Origin of the sequence: Shinella sp. G-2, assembly GCF_050172695.1 — a bacterium.
Taxonomy (GTDB): domain Bacteria; phylum Pseudomonadota; class Alphaproteobacteria; order Rhizobiales; family Rhizobiaceae; genus Shinella.
Map to the genome: position 1 here is coordinate 175,392 of NZ_JBBEYH010000004.1, position 17,203 is coordinate 192,594.

The following is a 17,203-nucleotide window of genomic DNA, read 5'->3' on the forward strand; positions in this document are numbered from 1 at the left end:
TCGTCCCTTACTCGGCCTTGACGACCTGCATGCGACCGGTCGCGGTGCGGGCGGAGAACTGCGGACGATACATGTCCTCCACCTGCGCGGCCGGCAGGTCGTAGGTGCCGGGGGTCACGGCGCGTACGACATAGGCGAGCGTCACGTCGCGGTTTTCGCCCTCGCTGCGGTTGAAGGCCGCGACGAAACGGTCGTAGCGGAACTCCGTATGTGCCGCTTCCGTCTCGCCGAGCCAGTCGAAGTTGGAAAGCTTCGCGCTGTCGACGAGGCTCGGATTGTCGATCTCGAAACCGGCGGGCAGGAGGTCGGTGATGATGATGCGCGACGCCCAGCTATTGTGCTCCGTCACCTTCAGCACCACGACGTAACGTTCGTTCTGCGTCGCTTCCGTGATGTTCGCCTCTTCGCCGTCGAGGGTGTAGTAGGTGCGCTCGATGGCGAAGCCGTCGCCGCCGGCCGGCAGCGGATCGGCGGGGGCGGCCACCGTCGTCAGCACGGCGGAGACCGGTTCGCTGGTGCGGTTGACGACCGTCAGCGGGTTTTCGAGCAGAGACTTGCCCGTCATCTGCGCGGCATAGCCGCCGGCGCGTTCGGCGCCGTTGATTTCGAGCTTCAGGTCCTTGTCGGCATCCTTCACGGAGCGGGCGGCGAGCAGCATCCAGGTCTGTTCCTGCGTGCTGGTCCAGCGCTTGGTCTCCCACTGCTTGGCGACGAGCTTGCTCAGTTCCGGAATGACATCCGGAACCGGCCGGCTTTCCGCCGCCAGCGCCAGGATCGCCGCGCCGTCGCGCAGCGACGAGCCGTAGTCGGTGCGCGAGAGGCTGGCGGTCATGATGCTGTCGCGGGAAAGACCGAGCGCATTGGAGAAGATCGTCATCGAACGCTGGGCATCGCCGTAGAGGCCGAGCGCACCGGCGATCTGCGCGCGGGCGAGCGGCGAGGAGAACTCCGAGAGCTTCGTGTCGGCGTAGTAGCGCAGGTCGCTGATCGCGGCCTTGCGGTTGCGGGCGAGCACATAGAGCGCATAGGCGATCTCGTTGCCCTGGGTGGAGACGTTCACGTCATAGGAGATGGAGTTCTGCAGGTTGGAAAGCGCCTGCAGCATGGCCTGCTCCGGCACGTCGAACTTCTGTTCGCGGGCGCGGGTCAGGAAGTCCGTGACGAAGGCGTCGAGCCAGAGGTCGCCATAGCCCGGAGACCAGAGGCCGAAGCTGCCCGACGAGGACTGGTTGGCGAGCACGCGGTAGATCGCGTCCTGCACGCGCTTCTGCGTCTCCGGATCCTCCGGCAGGCCGGACTGCTTGGAAAGCTCGCTGAGATAGAGCAGCGGCAGGGCGCGGCTCGTCGTCTGCTCCGTGCAGCCATAGGGATAGCGGTCGAGCGCCATCAGCAGGGCCGGAATGTCGAAGGCCGCGGCGCGCGAGACGCTGAGGCTGACGGAGGCGCCGGCAAGCTGGCTGTCGGCCAGAAGCTGGTCGTCGATGGTCAGGCTGCCGTTGGCGGCAATCTCGATCGGCCGGCGCGTGGTGATCGGCATCGCCGCCGGGCGCACCGGCACGTTGAGCGCCTGTTCGAGCGACATGCCATCGCCATTGGAGAGCTTCACCGTGATGAGGCCGTCGCCCGCCTCGCCGCCGACGAGCGGCAGGGTCAAGGCGGTCTTGCCGCCGGGCGTGAGGTTCACCGTCTGGCCTGCGCCCGATTGTTCGACCATCACGGAGGCGTTGTGGGTGATCTCGACCGTGTAGTCGCCGGCCGGGGCATCGGTGTTGGCGATGTCGAGCCTCAGGTCGGCGCGGTCCCCGGGGGCGAGGAACTTCGGCAGGCTGGCGGTGACGACGACGGGGTCGCGGATCACGACGTCCTTCGATGCGCTGCCGACGCCGGTCTTCGTCCAGGCGACGGCCATCACGCGGGCCGTGCCGTTGAACTGCGGAATGTCGAAGCTGACCTTGGCATTGCCGTCGGCATCGAGCTTTACGGGGCCGGCGAAGAAGGCGACGAGCTTTTCCTTCGGCGGGTTGCCCTGGAGGGCCCCTTCGCCGCCGTCGCCGCCGGTGCGCAGCCGTCCGGTGGTGCCGAGCGAGCCGTCGATCAGGCGGCCGTAGAGGTCGCGGATCTCCATGCCGAGACGGCGCTGGCCAAAATACCAGGTCGCCGGATCGGGCGCTTCATAGCGGGTGAGGTTGAGGATGCCGACGTCCACGGCGGCAACCGTGATATAGGCTTCCTCGTTGGCGCCGGCGCCGGCAACCTTCAGCGAGATGTCGAGCGGCTGGCGCGGCAGGGTCTTTTCCGGCACGTCGAGCGCGACGTCGAGCTTGCGGTCGGCGGGGTCGACCTTCAGCCAGGTGATGCCGATGGCGCGCATCGGCATGCGGCTTTCCTGGTCGGCGCCGGGGCGGAAGAGGGTCGCCGTGACATAGGAGCCCGAGCCCCAGGCCTCGGTGACGGGGATTTCCACCTCGCCGCCCTCCGCGCCGATGCTGGCGGTCTGGGTGGCCACGAGGCTTTCCGCGCCGACGGTGATGAGAAGCTGGCCGGCATGGCGCGGCGAGACCTTCAGCTTCGCGGTGTCGCCGACGGCATAGCTCTCCTTGTCGAGCGAGATTTCCAGCGCGTCGGGCGTTTCCGTCGAGGTCGCGGCGACATACCAGCCGGCGTCGAACTCCACGCTGGTCGCCGGCCCGTCCGGCTCGGCGCTTTCGATTTCGAGGCGGTAGCGGCCCCAGGTGACGGGTGCCGAGATGCGGCCTCCGTCCGTGGTGACGTCGAGCGTGCCGTTGGCGACCTGCTTCGTCGTCATGACGGGCTCATAGCGCCACGAGCTGCCCTCGCGGTACCACTGGTAATCGCGTTCGATGGCGAGCAGCTTCCAGGGCATGCCCTGCATCGTCTCCCGCTTGCCGTCCGGATCGACCGCGACGACGTGGAAGTTGGCGACGCTGTTTTCCGAGAGGTCGCCGGCAAATTCCGGCTTTACGCCGATCATCGCGCCGGTCGCCTTGACCGGCAGGGTGAGGTTGCGTTCGACGGCACGGCCGCCCGCTTCCGTCATGCGCAGCGTCACGAGCGCTTCGAGGCGCTGGGTGGTGGAGGGAAGGTCCGTCACGTTGATGTCGAAGGTCGCCTTGCCCTCGTCGTCGAGCACGTCGAGACCGTCAAGCGGGATGCGGTTCTCTTCGATGGCTTCCTCGTCGGCAAGGCCGAAGACATAGCCCGGATAGGCGGCATCCGCGCGCGTCGGCTTCAACGCGACGTCGCCTTCGATCTCGAGGCCTGCGCCCGGGGCGCCGTAGAGATAGCGGCCCTCGACGGAGACGGGGGCGGCAACGCCGGTCTCGATGGCCTTGGTCTCGCTCGTCATGTCGAATTCGATGCGGTCGGGCACGAAGTCGTCGACGAGGAAGGTCTTTTCGGCAATCGCCGTCGCCTTCGGATCGGTATGGACCTGCATGGTCCAGGTGCCGCGCATGCTGTTTTCCTGCAGCGGCAGGTCGACGGCGTAGCCGCCGAGCGTCGATTCCGCCACCATGCGGCGGTCTTCCACGCCGTCCGGGCGGTTGAAGATGAAGGTGAGCGGCAGCTTCTCGACGGCATTGGATTCGACGTCGCGGGCAAGCGCCGAGACATGCACCGTCTCGCCGGCGCGGTAGATACCGCGCTCGGTCCAGGTCAGCACGTCGATGGCGCCGGGCGCCGGACGGCCGGTGACGCCGCGATCCGAAAGATCGAAGCCGGCGCGCGTCATGTCGAGGAAGACGAAGTCGCCTTCGCCCTTTTTGGCCAGAATGACGGCCGGCGTGTTGGCGGCGGTGCCGCGCATCAGGCCGGCGGTGAAGGTGGCGCGGCCGTCGGCGTCGGTCGTCGCCGTGCCGAGCACCTCGTTGTTCTTGGCGATGAGCTGAAGCTCGACGCCTTCCAGCGGGCCGGCGCTGTCGAGCGAGCGGGCGAAGACATTGAGCCCGTCCGTGCCGGCATAGGTGGTGAGGCCGACATCCGAGACCACGAACCATTGCGTCGCCTTGGCGTCCCACTCGTTGCTGCGGCCGTTCGTGGCGGCGGCAGTCAGCACGTAGACGCCGGGCTTGCGCTGCGGCAGGGCCTCGTCGACCGGGAAGCTGGTCACGACGTCCTTGTTCAGCTCCGGCGAGATGTCGATCTTGCCCTGCCAGACGAGTTCGCCGCTCTGGTCCTCGATATTGCTGGCGGAGTAACCGTCGAGCTGGGTGAGGAAGCGGCTTTCGGCGAGCAGCCCGGCAATGGCGCGGTCGCCGACGCGGTAGAGCTTCAGGTCGGCGCTGTCGGTGTTGACCGAGACGATCGGGATGCCGCGGCGAACGCTGCCGGGCAGCACGAAGCCGTCGCCGGTGAAGCGCACCATGGCGGCGCGGTCCTGCACGTAGACGTCGAGATCGACAGGCGATGCCAGGGGTTCGTCGACTGCCGACGGCAGGCCGGAGCGGAAGGCGATCTTGTAGCGCTGGCCGTGGGCAAGGCCCTCGACGCAAATCTGCCGGTCCTTCGCCTCGACGGCCTTCGGCGCCGCGCCGTCCAGCGTGACGAAGGAGGCGTAGTCCGCGCCGGACTTGACCAGCGGTTCGGAGAATTCGACGCAGGCGCGCGGATTGGCGCTGTCGGAATCGATCGTGTGGTTGACGATGCGGAAGCCCTGGCGGGCGCGAAGGCCGAGATAGGCCGAGCGCACCGCGACGTCGTCCTTCAGCTCGAGGCTCGCCTTGTAGGCGTTGATGCCGGCGCGGTAGTTCGCCGACTTGTCGAGCGTGTCGGCCATCACGGCGAGCGCGCGGGCGCGCGTCTCGGTCGTGCGCGAGAGCTGGTAGGCGTTGATCGCGGCAAGCGCGCCCTGGCCGGCCAGATAGCTGTTGTTGTTCGCGCGGCCCATGGATTCGGCCGTCTCGATCCAGAGATAGTAGTCGTCGGGCGCAATCGAGAGCGCGCCCTTGTAGGCGGCGAGCGCCTCGTCGAAGCGGCTGGAAGCCGTCTCGATGCGGCCGAGCGAGGCGAGGCTTTCCGAGCCCTGGCCTTCCTGCCCGGAAGGCATGGAGAGATTGTCGCGCAGGGCCCGGGCATCGGTCAGCATGTAATCGCTGATGAAGGAAAGCGCCGGTGCCGCGCCGATATCGGCGGCATTGTCGGCCTTGACGACCTTGCCGGCGATGGCGCCCTGGAAATGGTTGAGCTGATTGAAGTCGCTCTTCAGGAAGCACCACTTCACCTTGGGATTATAGGTGAAGGCGCGACACGACATGTCGTCGATGCAGTCGGTCTTGCACTGGTCGAGCGTCACGTCCTGCACGGTGCGCAGGTCGAAACCGAAATAGTCGCTGTTATCCGTCGTCACGACGGTGCGCGTTTCTTCCGCATGTGCGGAAAGGGGTGGGGAGGCGATACTGGCAAGAAGAAGTGCCGAGAAACCGAAGAATGCGCGCATAGACATGAAGTCCTCCTACCGCTGCCCGTCTCGTTGCCGCGCCACTGTCCCGACCTCGCCCGGGCTTGTCAATCGAAAGACTGAGCGCTTGGGGGAGAGGCAAAGGGGATGGCGCATGGAACCAGGGAGAAGACGTTTGAGTTTGCCGGTTCAATCGCAGGAAATGCGAAAAATTTTGGCGAGGCGTCGCGTTAACCTTTTGTTAACCATATCGGCGCAGACTCCAAATCACCGACGGGCGTTCTCTGTCATACCGCTGTTACAGCGGGCCGGTAGAAACCTCGTCAGACACGAAAGTCGTGTTTCGAAATCGCAGCGACCACGGATGTACTGGCGCCGCGCGAAACACTTCCCCGGCCAGACCGGGATGAGGAAGCGGGGGGATAACCCTCGCTTTTTTCATGTCTTCTTCCCACGGTCACTGCTGGACCCGCCCCCGCGATTGCCCTACCCATGATGTCGTCCCTCTTCGTTTCCGGACGGTCTCATGTCTGACGTCGCCCTCAATGTCCTGCCCATCTTCGCGCTGATCCTGATCGGCTGGCTGCTCGTGCGCACCGGCTATCTGCGGCAGGAGCTGGGCGAGGGGCTCGGCGAGTTCGTCTTCCGCGTCGCCGTGCCGCTGCTGCTCTTCCGGACCATTGCCGAGGCGGAGTTCGCCGGCGAATCGCCCTGGCGCATCTGGGTCGCCTATTTCGGCGGCGTCGCCGTCACCTGGACCGTCGCCCATCTGGTCGCGACCCTCATCTTCAAGCGTGACCGGCGGATCGGGGTGCTCGCCGGCGTCTCCTCCGCCTTCGCCAACACGGTCTTCATCGGCCTGCCGCTCGTCTCGCGCGTCGTCGGGGAGGACGGGCTGGTGGCGATTTCCGTGCTGCTCTCGGTGCACCTGCCGACCATGATGATCGCCGGCACCATCCTGATGGAGCGGGCCGAGCGCAAGGAGGGCACCCGCGAGCCGCAGAGCTTCGCGGCCCTTCTTCTCGGCATCGCGAAGAGCCTCGTGCGCAATCCGCTGGTCATCGGTCTTGTCGCCGGCGCGCTGTTCCATGCGTTCAGCGTGCCGCTTGTCGGCCCGGTCAAGGTGGTGGTCGACCAGCTCGCGGCGACGGCCGCGCCCGCCGCGCTTATCTCCATCGGCATGGCGCTCAACAAGTACAAGATCGGCGGCAATGCCGGCATCGCGCTGGCCATGACGGCCCTCAAGCTGGTGCTGCTGCCGGGCTGCGTCTATGTCGCCTGCCGGCTGCTCGGCCTCAGCCCGGAATGGACGGCGGCGATGGTGCTGACCTCCTCGGTGCCGACGGGCGTCAATGCCTGGCTGCTCGCCAACCATTTCGGCGTCGGCCATGCGCTCGCCTCCTCCACCATCACCATGACGACGGCGCTCGGCGTCGTCAGCGTCTCCTTCTGGGCCTGGCTGCTGGCATAGGCGTGGTCGCCGTCCGCCCGTAACGTAAGAAAAGCCCGACTGCGGGTCACCGGTGGCTCGCCGGTTTTCCATCTTGGATCGGCGCTTGGCCCGGAGGGGCAAGTGTGCGCCCGAGGCACGGTGACGATGGGCGGCAAGGAAAGACTGCGAAGCCTCACGGCAAACAAAAAACCCGGCGCGAAGGCCGGGTTTTCCAATTCGTAGCTGGCGCGTCTCTTACTGAGCGGCCGGCTGTTCCGTCGTGGTGCCCTGCGTCGTGGTGCCTTCGGCCGGGGCAGCGCCCTCGGTCGTGGTCGTCGCAGCGCCACCTTCCGTCGTCGTCGCAGCGGCGCCGCCTTCGGTTGTCGTGGCAGCAGCACCACCTTCGGTCGTCGTGGCGGCAGCGCCGCCATCGGCCGGAGCTGCACCGTCCGTGCCCGTTGCGGCAGCGCCTTCGCTCGACGCGGTCGGCAGAGGAGCCGGGTTGTCGGAAAGCGTGTGCAGGTAGGCGATCAGGTTGGCGCGCTCGTCTTCCTTCTTGAGGCCGGCGAAGCCCATGGCGGTGCCCGGGACGTGCTTCTTCGGCGCTTCGAGGAAGTAGTTCAGGTGATCGAAGTCCCAGACGACCTTGTGGCCTTCGGAGAAGGTGGTCATGCCGGCGGAGTAGCTGAAGCCTTCATGCGAGGCGATCGGGCGGTTCACGATGTCCCAGAGATTGGGGCCGACCTTGTTCGGTCCGCCCTTCTCCGGGGTGTGACAGCTCGCACATTTCTTGAAGACGGTTTCGCCGGCTGCGGCATCCGCGCTGGCGAGCAGGGTTGCAATCGGCGTGCCCTTGGCTTCTTCGCCGCCGCCGGCCGCTTCGCCGCCCGCTTCCTCGGCCACGATCGCGAAACCTTCCTTCTCGGGTTCGCCCGAATGGAAAATGCCTTCAGAAGCGATCGACACGGACATCAGTACGAATACGGTGCCCAGAAGGGCCCCCACGCCCATGTTCACATAAGAGTTCATTCAAACGCTCCCCTAGGAACCGGCGGACAGACGCCGGCCAGTCTTGAAATCGCGCGGAACCTATGTCTTTTGCTGCTTCGTTGCAACAGTGATTGTAGCCCCCGCACTGAGACCTTTTGACACTTTTCCCGGGGGTTTTGAAGGGCCTGCGATGAATCCCGGCAAATTTGACAAGACCCTCGTCCTCATTCCCGCGCGCATGGCTTCCACGCGTCTTCCCGGCAAGCCGCTCGCCGACATTGCGGGCCTGCCGATGATCGTGCAGGTTGCGCGCCGGGCGGCCGCGGCCGATGTCGGACGGATCGTCGTCGCGGTCGATCACCAGGACATTCTCGATGCGGTCACCGCCGCGGGCTTCGAGGCGGTGATGACGCGGGTCGACCACCAGTCCGGCTCCGACCGCATCCACGAGGCGCTGATGAAGAGCGATCCGGAGCGCCGGGCCGAGATCGTCATCAACGTGCAGGGCGACCTGCCGACCATCGATCCGGAAACCATCCGCGCCGCGCTGCGCCCGCTGGAAGATGCCGCGACCGATATCGCGACGCTGACGACGGAGATCCGCGAGGACGAGGAAAAGACCAACCCGAACGTCGTCAAGGTCGTCGGCTCGCCGATCGGCGAGAGCCGGCTGCGGGCGCTTTATTTCACGCGCGCGACGGCGCCTTATGGCAACGGCCCGCTCTACCACCATATCGGCCTCTATGCCTATCGCCGCAAGGCGCTGGAAACCTTCGTCTCGCTGAAGCCCTCGACGCTGGAAAAGCGGGAATCGCTGGAGCAGTTGCGCGCGCTCGAAGCCGGCATGCGCATCGATGCCGAGATCGTTGACACCGTTCCGCTCGGTGTCGATACTCCCGCCGACCTCGAAAAGGCCCGCGCGATGCTCGCGGCCCACCCCATCTGATACGGACGCCGACCCCATGATCATGAAGACCAACAAGATCGCCTTCCAGGGCGAATATGGCGCCAATTCCGACATGGCGAGCCGCGACATGTTCCCCAGCATGGAGCCGCTGCCCTGCCAGACCTTCGAGGATGCGTTCCTTGCCGTCGAGAACGGCGATGCCGACCTCGGCATGATTCCGATCGAGAACACGATCGCCGGCCGCGTCGCCGACATCCACCATCTGCTGCCGGAATCGCGCCTGCACATCGTCGGCGAATATTTCATGCCGATCCGCTTCCAGCTCATGGTGCTGCCGGGCGTGACGAAGGATGAAGTGCGCACGGTGCACAGCCACATCCACGCGCTCGGCCAGTGCCGCAAGATCGTGCGTCTCAATGGCTGGAAGCCGGTGATCGCCGGCGACACCGCCGGGGCGGCCAAGCTCGTTTCGGAAACCGGCGACCGCTCCATGGCAGCGCTTGCCCCGCGCCTTGCGGCCGATCTCTACGGCCTGTCGATCATCGCGGAGAATGTCGAGGACACGGAAAGCAACGTCACCCGTTTCGTCGTCCTGTCGCGCGAGGCCAAGCCCATCGAGCGCGACAACGACGAGATCATCGTCACCACCTTCGTCTTCAATGTGCGCAATATCCCGGCAGCGCTCTATAAAGCGCTCGGCGGTTTCGCCACCAACGGCATCAACATGACGAAGCTGGAAAGCTACCAGATCGGCGGCAAGTTCTACGCGACCCAGTTCTATGCCGATATCGAGGGCCATCCGGACGACCTGCCGGTGCGCCGCGCGCTGGAGGAGCTGCGCTTCTTCTCGGAGAAGGTCCGCATTCTCGGCACCTATCGCGCCCATCCGATGCGCAGCGCGTTTTGAACTTGACGATCGTCAGGCGGCGCGGAACAGCGCCGCCGGCGGGGCATTTTCCTTGTGAAAGGAGATGTCCATGCGCACGATCACCTATATTACGCTCTTCGTCTCGATGATGGTGAACGCCGTCGTCTTCGGCGCCGGTACGATCGCCATCCTGACGGTTCCCGCCCTGAACGCCGAGGCGAAATACCTGTTGCCAGCCTGGATCGCGGTGACCTTCCTCGTCAGCCCCGTCATCGCCCGCGTCCTGGCGCCGCGCCTTCGGCTGCGCGAGCATCCGGGCGACAGGCTGCATTTTGGCCTTCGCTGATCAGCCTTGCCAGTCCAGCCAGTCGCGCATCAGCCGGTGCGCGATGGCGCCCTTCGGCGGAGTGGCGACGCCGGTCGCGGGACCGACGATGGCGCTCTGTTCCAGCATCGCCGCAGTCTGCGCGCGGGTGAACCAGCGGCAATCCTCCAGCTCCGTCTCGTCGCGGCGGATGTCGAAGGACATCGCCTCGCCGTAGCAGCCGATCATCAGCGAATGCGGCATGGGCCAGGGCTGCGAGGCATGGTAGCGCACGCGGCCGACCTTGATGCCGGATTCCTCCAGCGTCTCGCGCCGCACGGTGTGCTCGATGGTCTCGCCCGGTTCCAGGAAGCCCGCGAGGCAGGAATAGACGCCCGGCTGAAAGTGCGGCGAACGGCCGAGCAGGCACAGGTCCCGCTCGATATCGATGATCAGCATGATCGCGACGGGATCGGTACGCGGGAAGGTCGTGTGATTGCACGCCTCGCAGACGCGGCGGTAGCCGCCGATCTCCGAACGGGTCGGCGAGCCGCACTTGCCACAGAAACGGTTGTTGCCGTTCCAGGTCATCAGGCTGGAGGCCTGCGCGAACTGGCCGAGCAGGTCGTCGTCCAGCATCTGCTGGCGGTAGAGCGTGCGCCCGTCGGTGGCCTTCAGCGGCTCGTGCAGCGTGTCGGGGTCGGCCCGTACGGGGATCGCCAGCCGCGGTTCGCCGTTCTTGAGGTAGCCGAGCAGGATGGCATCCTCCGGCACGGGGTCGAGTTCGGCCAGTTCATAGGGCGCGAAGAGCGGATCGATGATCTTCTCGTCGTGCTTGACGACGAGCTTGCCGCCGGCAATGGCGAAGGCATGCACCGTCTCGGCCTTGAAGGCCTGTTCCAGGCAGTCCGGCGCGCGGTGCTCCGACTGGCGGTCGAGCGAGTTTTCCGCAAAGGCCACCATGGTGCTGGGTTCCGGATGCGGGCGATAGAAATCGAAAAGCGATGGCTTCATGGGGTCATTGCGTCCAGGAGCTTGGCCGTGAAGGCCTTGGTTTCCGCGGCCGTGCGCGGCTCGGCGGTGCCGTAGCCCCAGACGGGGCCGGGCCAGTTCGCATCGCCCTCGCTGCGCGCGATGACATGGACGTGCAGCTGGCGAACGATGTTGCCGAGCGCGCCGACATTGATCTTCGTCGCGCCCGTGACGGTCTTCAGCGCCTCGGCCACCAGCACGGTCTCGAAGGTCAGCATGGTCTGGTCGAGCGGGGTGAGGTCGAAGACCTCGCTGACATTGGGCCGCTGCGGCACCAGGACCAGCCAGGGCCAGCGCGCATCCTTCATCAGGCGCAGCTCGCACAGGCCGATCTTCGTGATGAGATCGCTGTCGCGCGCCAGTCGTTCGTCGGGTCGAAAATCGCTCAAGGGGTTCTCCCGAAATGCTGCTTGCATGAAATTCATGCCATGCACCTCAATTCCCTCCAACAGTTTTTTGTCGGGTGCGCTTGCATTCGGATGGAATATTGCCGATATGGGGGACGGGAGGTTGGTGGTGGACGAGCCACTCGCCAACCGGGTCAGGTCCGGAAGGAAGCAGCCCTAACGAGCCCCGGCACGGGTCATCGTGCCAGCCTCCCACCTTTCCGTCCTGTCGGGACAGACGTTCGATTTACGGCAGGGTCGATGAGCGACGAAACCCAAAAACCGGCTGCCTACAGAGTCCTCGCGCGCAAATACCGCCCGAAGGATTTTTCCGATCTCATGGTCGGCCAGGAGCCGATGGTCCGCACGCTGACCAATGCGTTCGAGACCGGCCGCATCGCCCAGGCCTATATGCTGACGGGCGTGCGCGGCGTCGGCAAGACGACGACCGCCCGCATCCTTGCCCGCGCGCTGAACTACAAGACGGCCGAGATCGACAAGCCGACGATCGACCTTCGCGTGCCCGGCGAGCATTGCCAGGCGATCATGGAAGGCCGGCATGTCGACGTCATCGAGATGGACGCCGCTTCCCATACCGGCATCGACGATATCAGGGAAATCATCGAGCAGGTGCGCTACCGCCCGGTTTCGGCGCGCTACAAGGTCTATATCATCGACGAAGTGCACATGCTCTCGACGCAGGCCTTCAACGGCCTGCTGAAGACGCTCGAGGAGCCGCCGGAGCATGTGAAGTTCATCTTCGCGACGACGGAAATCCGCAAGGTTCCGATTACCGTCCTGTCGCGCTGCCAGCGCTTCGACCTGCGCCGCATCGGCGCCTCCGACCTCGTCGGCCTCTTCACCACCATCCTGGGCAAGGAAGGCGTCGCGTTCGAGCCGGATGCGCTTGCCATGGTCGCCCGCGCGGCCGAGGGTTCGGCGCGCGACGGCCTGTCGCTGCTCGACCAGGCGATCGCCCATGGGGCGGGCCGCGTCGAGGTCGATGCCGTGCGCTCCATGCTCGGCCTTGCCGACCGCGCCCGCATCGTCGATCTCTTCGAGCATATCGTGAAGGGCGACGCGGCGGCGGCGCTCGCCGAATTCGCCGCGCAATACGAGGCCGGCGCCAGCCCCTCGGTCGTCCTGACCGACCTTGCCGATTTCACCCATCTCGTTACCCGCATGAAATATGTGCCCGATGCCGCCGGCGACCAGTCGCTGAGCGAGATCGAGCGCGTGCGCGGCGTCGAATTCGCCAATTCCATCGCCGTCACCGCGCTTTCGCGCATGTGGCAGATGCTGCTGAAGGGCATTCCGGAAACCGAGGCCTCCAGCCGCCCGGCCGGCGCCGCCGAAATGGTCCTCATCCGCCTCGCGCATGCCGCCAATCTTCCCTCGCCGGAAGAGGCGGCGCGCCGGCTTGCCGAGCTTTCCAGCGGCGAAGGCAACGGCAGTGGCAATGGCGGCCGTTCGCCGCAATCGGGCGGCTATTCTGGCCAGCCTTCTGCGCAGGCCTCCGTCGCCGCCGTCGCGCGCCAGCCCGATGCGCCGCTGCGCGCCCAATCGGGCGGCGCGACCATGCTGCGCGCCGTGCCGCAGGCCGAACCCATGGCCCAGCCCCTTGGCCGCACCGAGGTTGCGCCGGCCGCGCAGCCGGCCGCCACGCCGAAAGTGCCGGTCACGTCGATCGCCGACATTGCCGACCTGTGCACCAAGAACCGCGACATCCGCCTGCGCGCCCTCGTGCGCGCCTTCGTGCGGCCGGTCAGCGTCGAGGCGGGCAAGCTTGAGATCGGCCTTGCCAACGATGCGCCCAAGTCGCTTGTCAGCGAGCTTCAGAACCGGCTGCTCGAATGGACGGGTATCCGCTGGCTGGTGATCCTGTCGCGCGAGGCCGGCGGCCCGACCCTTTCCGAGGCCGAGACGATGGCGCAGGAAGCGCGCGTCGCCGATGCGCGCCAGGACCCCGACGTCGCCGCCATCCTGCAGCGCTTCCCCGGCGCCAAGATCACCGACGTGCGCATCAAGGTGCAGGAAACGGAAGACGAGCCTGAAACCGTCGAGGTGGCGGCCGCCGCCGAATCCGCCGAGGGCGACATCCTGCCCGGCGACGATATCGAACACTAGAGTTTGTCAGGGAAAAGTGGGAACCGGTTTTCCCGAAAAGACAAACGAAAACAAAGAGCCTACCACCACGAGACGAAGAGGAGAGACCGATGCGTGACATCATGGGCATGATGGGCAAGGTCAAGGAAATGCAGGCCAAGATGGAGAAGATGCAGGAGGAGATCGCCGCCCTCGAGGTGAACGGCGCCTCCGGCGGTGGTCTCGTCTCCGTCACGCTCGACGGCAAGGGCAACCTCAAGGGCCTGAAGATCGACCCCTCGCTCTTCAAGGAAGACGACGTCGAGATCCTCGAGGACCTGATCGTCGCCGCTCACAAGGACGCCAAGGAAAAGGCCGAAGCGCAGGCCGCCGAAAAGACCAAGGCGCTGACCGCCGGCCTGCCGATCCCGCCCGGCTTCAAACTGCCGTTCTGATCCTGTAGGCTTCAGGCTCGCGAGGAGGAATTCCCATGAGCCTGATGACCCTGTTTGTCTTTGCCGGCGCGCTGATGATGGCGGCCGGTTCGCCCGGCCCGAGCATTGCCGCGCTTGTCGCCCGCGTTCTTTCGCGCGGGCCGAAGGATGTGCTGCCCTTCCTCGCCGCCATGTGGATCGGCGAGGGCGTCTGGCTCACCTGCGCGGTGCTTGGCCTTGCCGCCATCGCGGAAACCTTCCACGCCGCCTTCGTCGCCATCAAGTGGCTCGGCGTCGCCTATCTGCTCTATCTCGCCTGGAAGATGTGGTTCGCCCCGACCGAGACCGGCGAGGAGACGCTGCCCGACGCGCGCTCCGGCATGAAACTGTTCTTCGCCGGGCTGACGGTGACGCTCGGCAATCCCAAGATCATGATGTTCTATGTCGCGCTGCTGCCGGCGATCATCGATCTCGGCGCCGTCACGCTGGTCGGCTGGGCCGAACTGGTGGCGACCATGTTCGTCGTGCTTGTCGCGATCGATCTCGCCTGGGTCTTCCTTGCCTCGCGCGCCCGGCTTTTCCTGAAGAGCCCGCGTGCCGTGCGCATCGCCAACCGGCTCAGCGCCGGCACCATGGCCGGCGCTGCGGCCGCCATCGCCGCCCGCTAGAAGATTACCGGCCTCAGCGGCATCGCCTAGCCTGTGAGGGCGGCGCGCAGCTTGTCGTTGATCGGGGCGGCGAGGTAACGGATGCGGTCTTCTTCCGAAATGTTCTTGCCGTAGGTGCGCAGCAACTCCGGCATGGTAACCGGTTCGCCGTGAAAGGGCGCATAGGTCACCGCGTCGCCGGCCTGGATGACGCCGTCGCGAAGCACCCGGCAATAAAAGCCTGGCCGGCCGGCCTGCATGAAGCGTCTTGCGAAAGCCGGATCGCCCATGCGCGCCGTCAGCGTGTTGCAGGGAATGCGCGTCGAGGTCACTTCGAGAAGCACGCTCTCGGTCTCGAACCGGTCGCCGACCGAAACGCTGCGGCTGTCGACGCCCTGGATGACGAGGTTCTCGCCGAAGGTGCCGGGCTCGATGCTGCGGCCGAGCGTCTTCGACCACCAGTCGAGATCCACCGAGCCGAGACCGTAGACCGCCTGTTCCGGTCCGCCATGGTGCTTGCGGTTGCAGATGGCGTCGCCCAGAAGCCCCTCGCGGTCGACGACCAGGGCCGCATCGGTCGGCGTCTTGAAAATGCCGGTCTTGTAGCTTTTGCCGGGAACCGGCCGGGCGACGCCCGTGCATACGGCAAGAATTCTGATCACGCGCTGCCTCCCCGCGAGGTGGATTCCGTTTCCCCTGGATATGGGCTAGATACCGGCAATGGCAAAACGAGTCACCGGCCCCGAAATCGAAAAACTCATCCAGCTTCTGGCGAAGGTGCCGGGCCTCGGGCCGCGCTCGGCGCGCCGGGCGGCGCTGCATCTCGTCAAGAAGAAGGACCAGTTGCTCGGTCCCCTGGCCGACGCGATGGGCGAGGCGCATCGCAAGGTGCGCATCTGCTCCTGCTGCGGCAATGTGGACACCAGCGATCCCTGCACGGTCTGCACCGACGTGCGCCGCGACCAGTCGGTCATCATCGTCGTCGAGGACGTCTCCGACCTGTGGGCACTGGAGCGCGCCGGCGCGATGAACGCGGCCTATCACGTGCTCGGCGGCACACTGTCGCCGCTCGACGGCGTCGGGCCCGACGACCTCAACATTCGCGGCCTCGTCGACCGTGTGGCGGGCGGGGTCGTGCGCGAGCTGATCATCGCGGTCAACGCGACCGTCGAGGGGCAGACGACGGCGCACTATATCACCGACCAGCTTTCCGGCCTCGATGTGAAGATCACGCGGCTTGCCCATGGCGTGCCCGTCGGCGGCGAACTCGACTATCTCGACGAGGGCACATTGACGGCGGCGCTCAGGGCGCGCACGGCGATCTGAGGAGGTTTGACGATGTTTCGACGCCTGCGGCGCTTCACCCCCCGCCTCGCATTCGCAACGGCCCTGGTCCTTGCCGCATTCCCCGCCCATGCCGCCTCGAAGGCCGAGGTGGAAAAGCTGTTCCGCGCCTGGATCGACAAGGATCTCTGGCCGGCGGCCGAGAAGACCGGCGTCAGCGAGAAGGCCTTCCACGCCGCCATGGACGGCGTGACGCTCAACTGGGATCTGCCGGACCTCGTTCCGCCGGGCTCCAAGCCGCAGAAGGAACAGGCGCAGAGCCAGGCGGAATTCTCCTCGCCCGGCGCCTATTTCTCCGAAAAGCGCCTTCAGGGACTGGCGGCGACGGGCAGGAACCTTGCCAAGACCCATGCCGCCACGCTGCGCAAGATCGAGCAGCGCTTCGGCGTGCCGGGTGAGGTCGTCGTGGCGATCTGGGGCCGCGAGTCGGGCTTCGGCAGCGCGAAGATCCCCTATTCGGCGGTCGAGGTGCTGGCCACCAAGGCCTTCATGTCTACGCGCAAGGACCTCTTCCGCAAGGAGCTGATCGCCGCGCTGCACATCGTCGACGGCGGCGACCGCACGGTCGCGCAGTTGAAGGGGTCATGGGCCGGCGCGCTCGGCCAGCCGCAGTTCATGCCGACGAGCTACCTGCAATATGCCGTCGATTTCGACGGCGACGGCGTGCGCGACATCTGGGGTTCGGTGCCCGACAGCCTCGCGTCCATCGCCAATTACCTCGTCAAGAAGGGCTGGCAGGCGGGCCGCGGTTGGGGCTACGAGGTCACGATCCCCGATGGCGTCTCCTGCGCGCAGGAAGGGCCCGATCTCGCCAAGCCGATCTCGGCCTGGGCGTCGAGCGGCATCACCCGCATTTCGGGCAAGGCCTTCTCCTCCGGCGAGGCGAAGGCCTCGGGCATGATGCTCGTGCCGGCCGGCACGCATGGGCCGGAATTCATCGTCACGCCGAATTTCTACGTGATCAAGGAATACAACAACTCCGACCTCTATGCTCTTTTCATCGGCAACCTTGCCGACCGCATCGCCTATGGCAGCGGCCCCTTCCAGGGCGCCTGGGGCGATGTCGGCAAGATGCTGCGCTCGGATGTGCTGGCCATGCAGAAGGCGCTCGTCGCCAAGGGCTACGACGTCGGCAAGGTCGATGGCCTGCCGGGCTACAAGACCCGTCGTTCGCTCGGCGACTGGCAGGCGAAGGCCGGCCTCGCGCCGACCTGCTATCCGGATGCCTCGCTGAAATCCAGGCTGCGGTGAAGCTGATCGCTGTTCGGCCAGTGCCGGTCTGCAAATGGCGCTTCGGTTCTAGAGTTTTTAAGGGAAAAGTGGGAACCGGTTTTCCCGAAAAGACAAACGAAAACAAA

The 17,203-nt window shown here is 66.0% G+C and carries 14 protein-coding genes and 1 other RNA gene; 10 read left to right on the forward strand and 5 right to left on the reverse strand.

Annotated elements, in window-relative coordinates:
- Positions 1 to 7: 7 nt before the first annotated feature.
- The gene (locus tag V8U06_RS09910) at positions 8 to 5,461 is read right to left on the reverse strand and encodes an MG2 domain-containing protein (RefSeq protein WP_427140493.1); all 5,454 of its coding nucleotides are present in this window, start codon (positions 5,459 to 5,461) and stop codon (positions 8 to 10) included.
- Positions 5,462 to 5,942: 481 nt separating this feature from the next.
- On the opposite strand from V8U06_RS09910, the gene V8U06_RS09915 reads away from it, so the two are divergent.
- Complete coding sequence (locus V8U06_RS09915) at positions 5,943 to 6,887, forward strand: AEC family transporter (protein WP_427140494.1); 945 nt, start codon at positions 5,943 to 5,945, stop codon at positions 6,885 to 6,887.
- Positions 6,888 to 7,103: 216 nt separating this feature from the next.
- On the opposite strand, the gene V8U06_RS09920 is transcribed toward V8U06_RS09915, so the two are convergent.
- Positions 7,104 to 7,877: a c-type cytochrome gene (locus tag V8U06_RS09920; protein ID WP_427140495.1), complete on the reverse strand. Its 774-nt coding sequence runs from the start codon at positions 7,875 to 7,877 to the stop codon at positions 7,104 to 7,106.
- Positions 7,878 to 8,028: 151 nt separating this feature from the next.
- Here V8U06_RS09920 and V8U06_RS09925 point away from each other — a divergent pair, with 151 nt between their 5' ends.
- The 3 genes from V8U06_RS09925 (at position 8,029) to V8U06_RS09935 (ending at position 9,959) form a co-directional block, all read left to right on the forward strand.
- Positions 8,029 to 8,784 carry a 3-deoxy-manno-octulosonate cytidylyltransferase gene (locus V8U06_RS09925; protein WP_427140496.1) on the forward strand — a complete coding sequence of 252 codons (756 nt, stop codon included), beginning with the start codon at positions 8,029 to 8,031 and terminating at the stop codon, positions 8,782 to 8,784.
- A gap of 16 nt (positions 8,785 to 8,800) precedes the next feature.
- Complete coding sequence (locus V8U06_RS09930) at positions 8,801 to 9,652, forward strand: prephenate dehydratase (RefSeq protein WP_427140497.1); 852 nt, start codon at positions 8,801 to 8,803, stop codon at positions 9,650 to 9,652.
- A 70-nt stretch (positions 9,653 to 9,722) separates the two neighbouring features.
- Positions 9,723 to 9,959: a hypothetical protein gene (locus V8U06_RS09935; protein ID WP_427140498.1), complete on the forward strand. Its 237-nt coding sequence runs from the start codon at positions 9,723 to 9,725 to the stop codon at positions 9,957 to 9,959.
- Here the strand turns inward: V8U06_RS09935 and nudC are convergent, their stop codons facing one another.
- Together nudC and V8U06_RS09945 are read right to left on the reverse strand one after the other, a co-directional pair.
- A complete protein-coding gene (gene nudC, locus V8U06_RS09940) occupies positions 9,960 to 10,931 on the reverse strand; it encodes an NAD(+) diphosphatase (RefSeq protein WP_427140499.1) in 972 nt (323 codons plus the stop codon). It lies immediately after the preceding gene.
- Positions 10,928 to 11,365 (reverse strand): HIT domain-containing protein, encoded by a 438-nt coding sequence (locus V8U06_RS09945; protein WP_427140500.1) that lies wholly within the window; start codon positions 11,363 to 11,365, stop codon positions 10,928 to 10,930. The genes nudC and V8U06_RS09945 overlap by 4 nt, the downstream gene beginning before the upstream one ends.
- 89 nt (positions 11,366 to 11,454) lie before the next feature.
- Here V8U06_RS09945 and ffs point away from each other — a divergent pair.
- The 4 genes from ffs to V8U06_RS09965 all read left to right on the forward strand — a co-directional run bounded on the left by ffs (position 11,455) and on the right by V8U06_RS09965 (position 14,522).
- An RNA gene (ffs, locus tag V8U06_RS09950) (signal recognition particle sRNA small type) lies at positions 11,455 to 11,552 on the forward strand.
- Positions 11,553 to 11,596: 44 nt separating this feature from the next.
- Positions 11,597 to 13,462: a DNA polymerase III subunit gamma/tau gene (locus V8U06_RS09955; RefSeq protein WP_427140501.1), complete on the forward strand. Its 1,866-nt coding sequence runs from the start codon at positions 11,597 to 11,599 to the stop codon at positions 13,460 to 13,462.
- Positions 13,463 to 13,551: 89 nt separating this feature from the next.
- Complete coding sequence (locus V8U06_RS09960; RefSeq protein WP_226920494.1) at positions 13,552 to 13,875, forward strand: YbaB/EbfC family nucleoid-associated protein; 324 nt, start codon at positions 13,552 to 13,554, stop codon at positions 13,873 to 13,875.
- Between the two features lie 35 nt (positions 13,876 to 13,910).
- Entirely contained in the window at positions 13,911 to 14,522 is a 612-nt protein-coding gene (locus V8U06_RS09965) for a LysE family translocator (RefSeq protein WP_427140502.1), read from the forward strand.
- Between the two features lie 26 nt (positions 14,523 to 14,548).
- Here the strand turns inward: V8U06_RS09965 and V8U06_RS09970 are convergent, their stop codons facing one another.
- The gene (locus V8U06_RS09970; protein ID WP_427140613.1) at positions 14,549 to 15,160 is read right to left on the reverse strand and encodes an MOSC domain-containing protein; all 612 of its coding nucleotides are present in this window, start codon (positions 15,158 to 15,160) and stop codon (positions 14,549 to 14,551) included.
- A 61-nt stretch (positions 15,161 to 15,221) separates the two neighbouring features.
- Here V8U06_RS09970 and recR point away from each other — a divergent pair, with 61 nt between their 5' ends.
- Both recR and V8U06_RS09980 read left to right on the forward strand, forming a co-directional pair.
- Complete coding sequence (recR, locus tag V8U06_RS09975; protein ID WP_427140503.1) at positions 15,222 to 15,827, forward strand: recombination mediator RecR; 606 nt, start codon at positions 15,222 to 15,224, stop codon at positions 15,825 to 15,827.
- Positions 15,828 to 15,839: 12 nt separating this feature from the next.
- Positions 15,840 to 17,096 carry a lytic murein transglycosylase gene (locus V8U06_RS09980; protein ID WP_427140504.1) on the forward strand — a complete coding sequence of 419 codons (1,257 nt, stop codon included), beginning with the start codon at positions 15,840 to 15,842 and terminating at the stop codon, positions 17,094 to 17,096.
- The last annotated feature ends 107 nt before the right edge of the window (positions 17,097 to 17,203 follow it).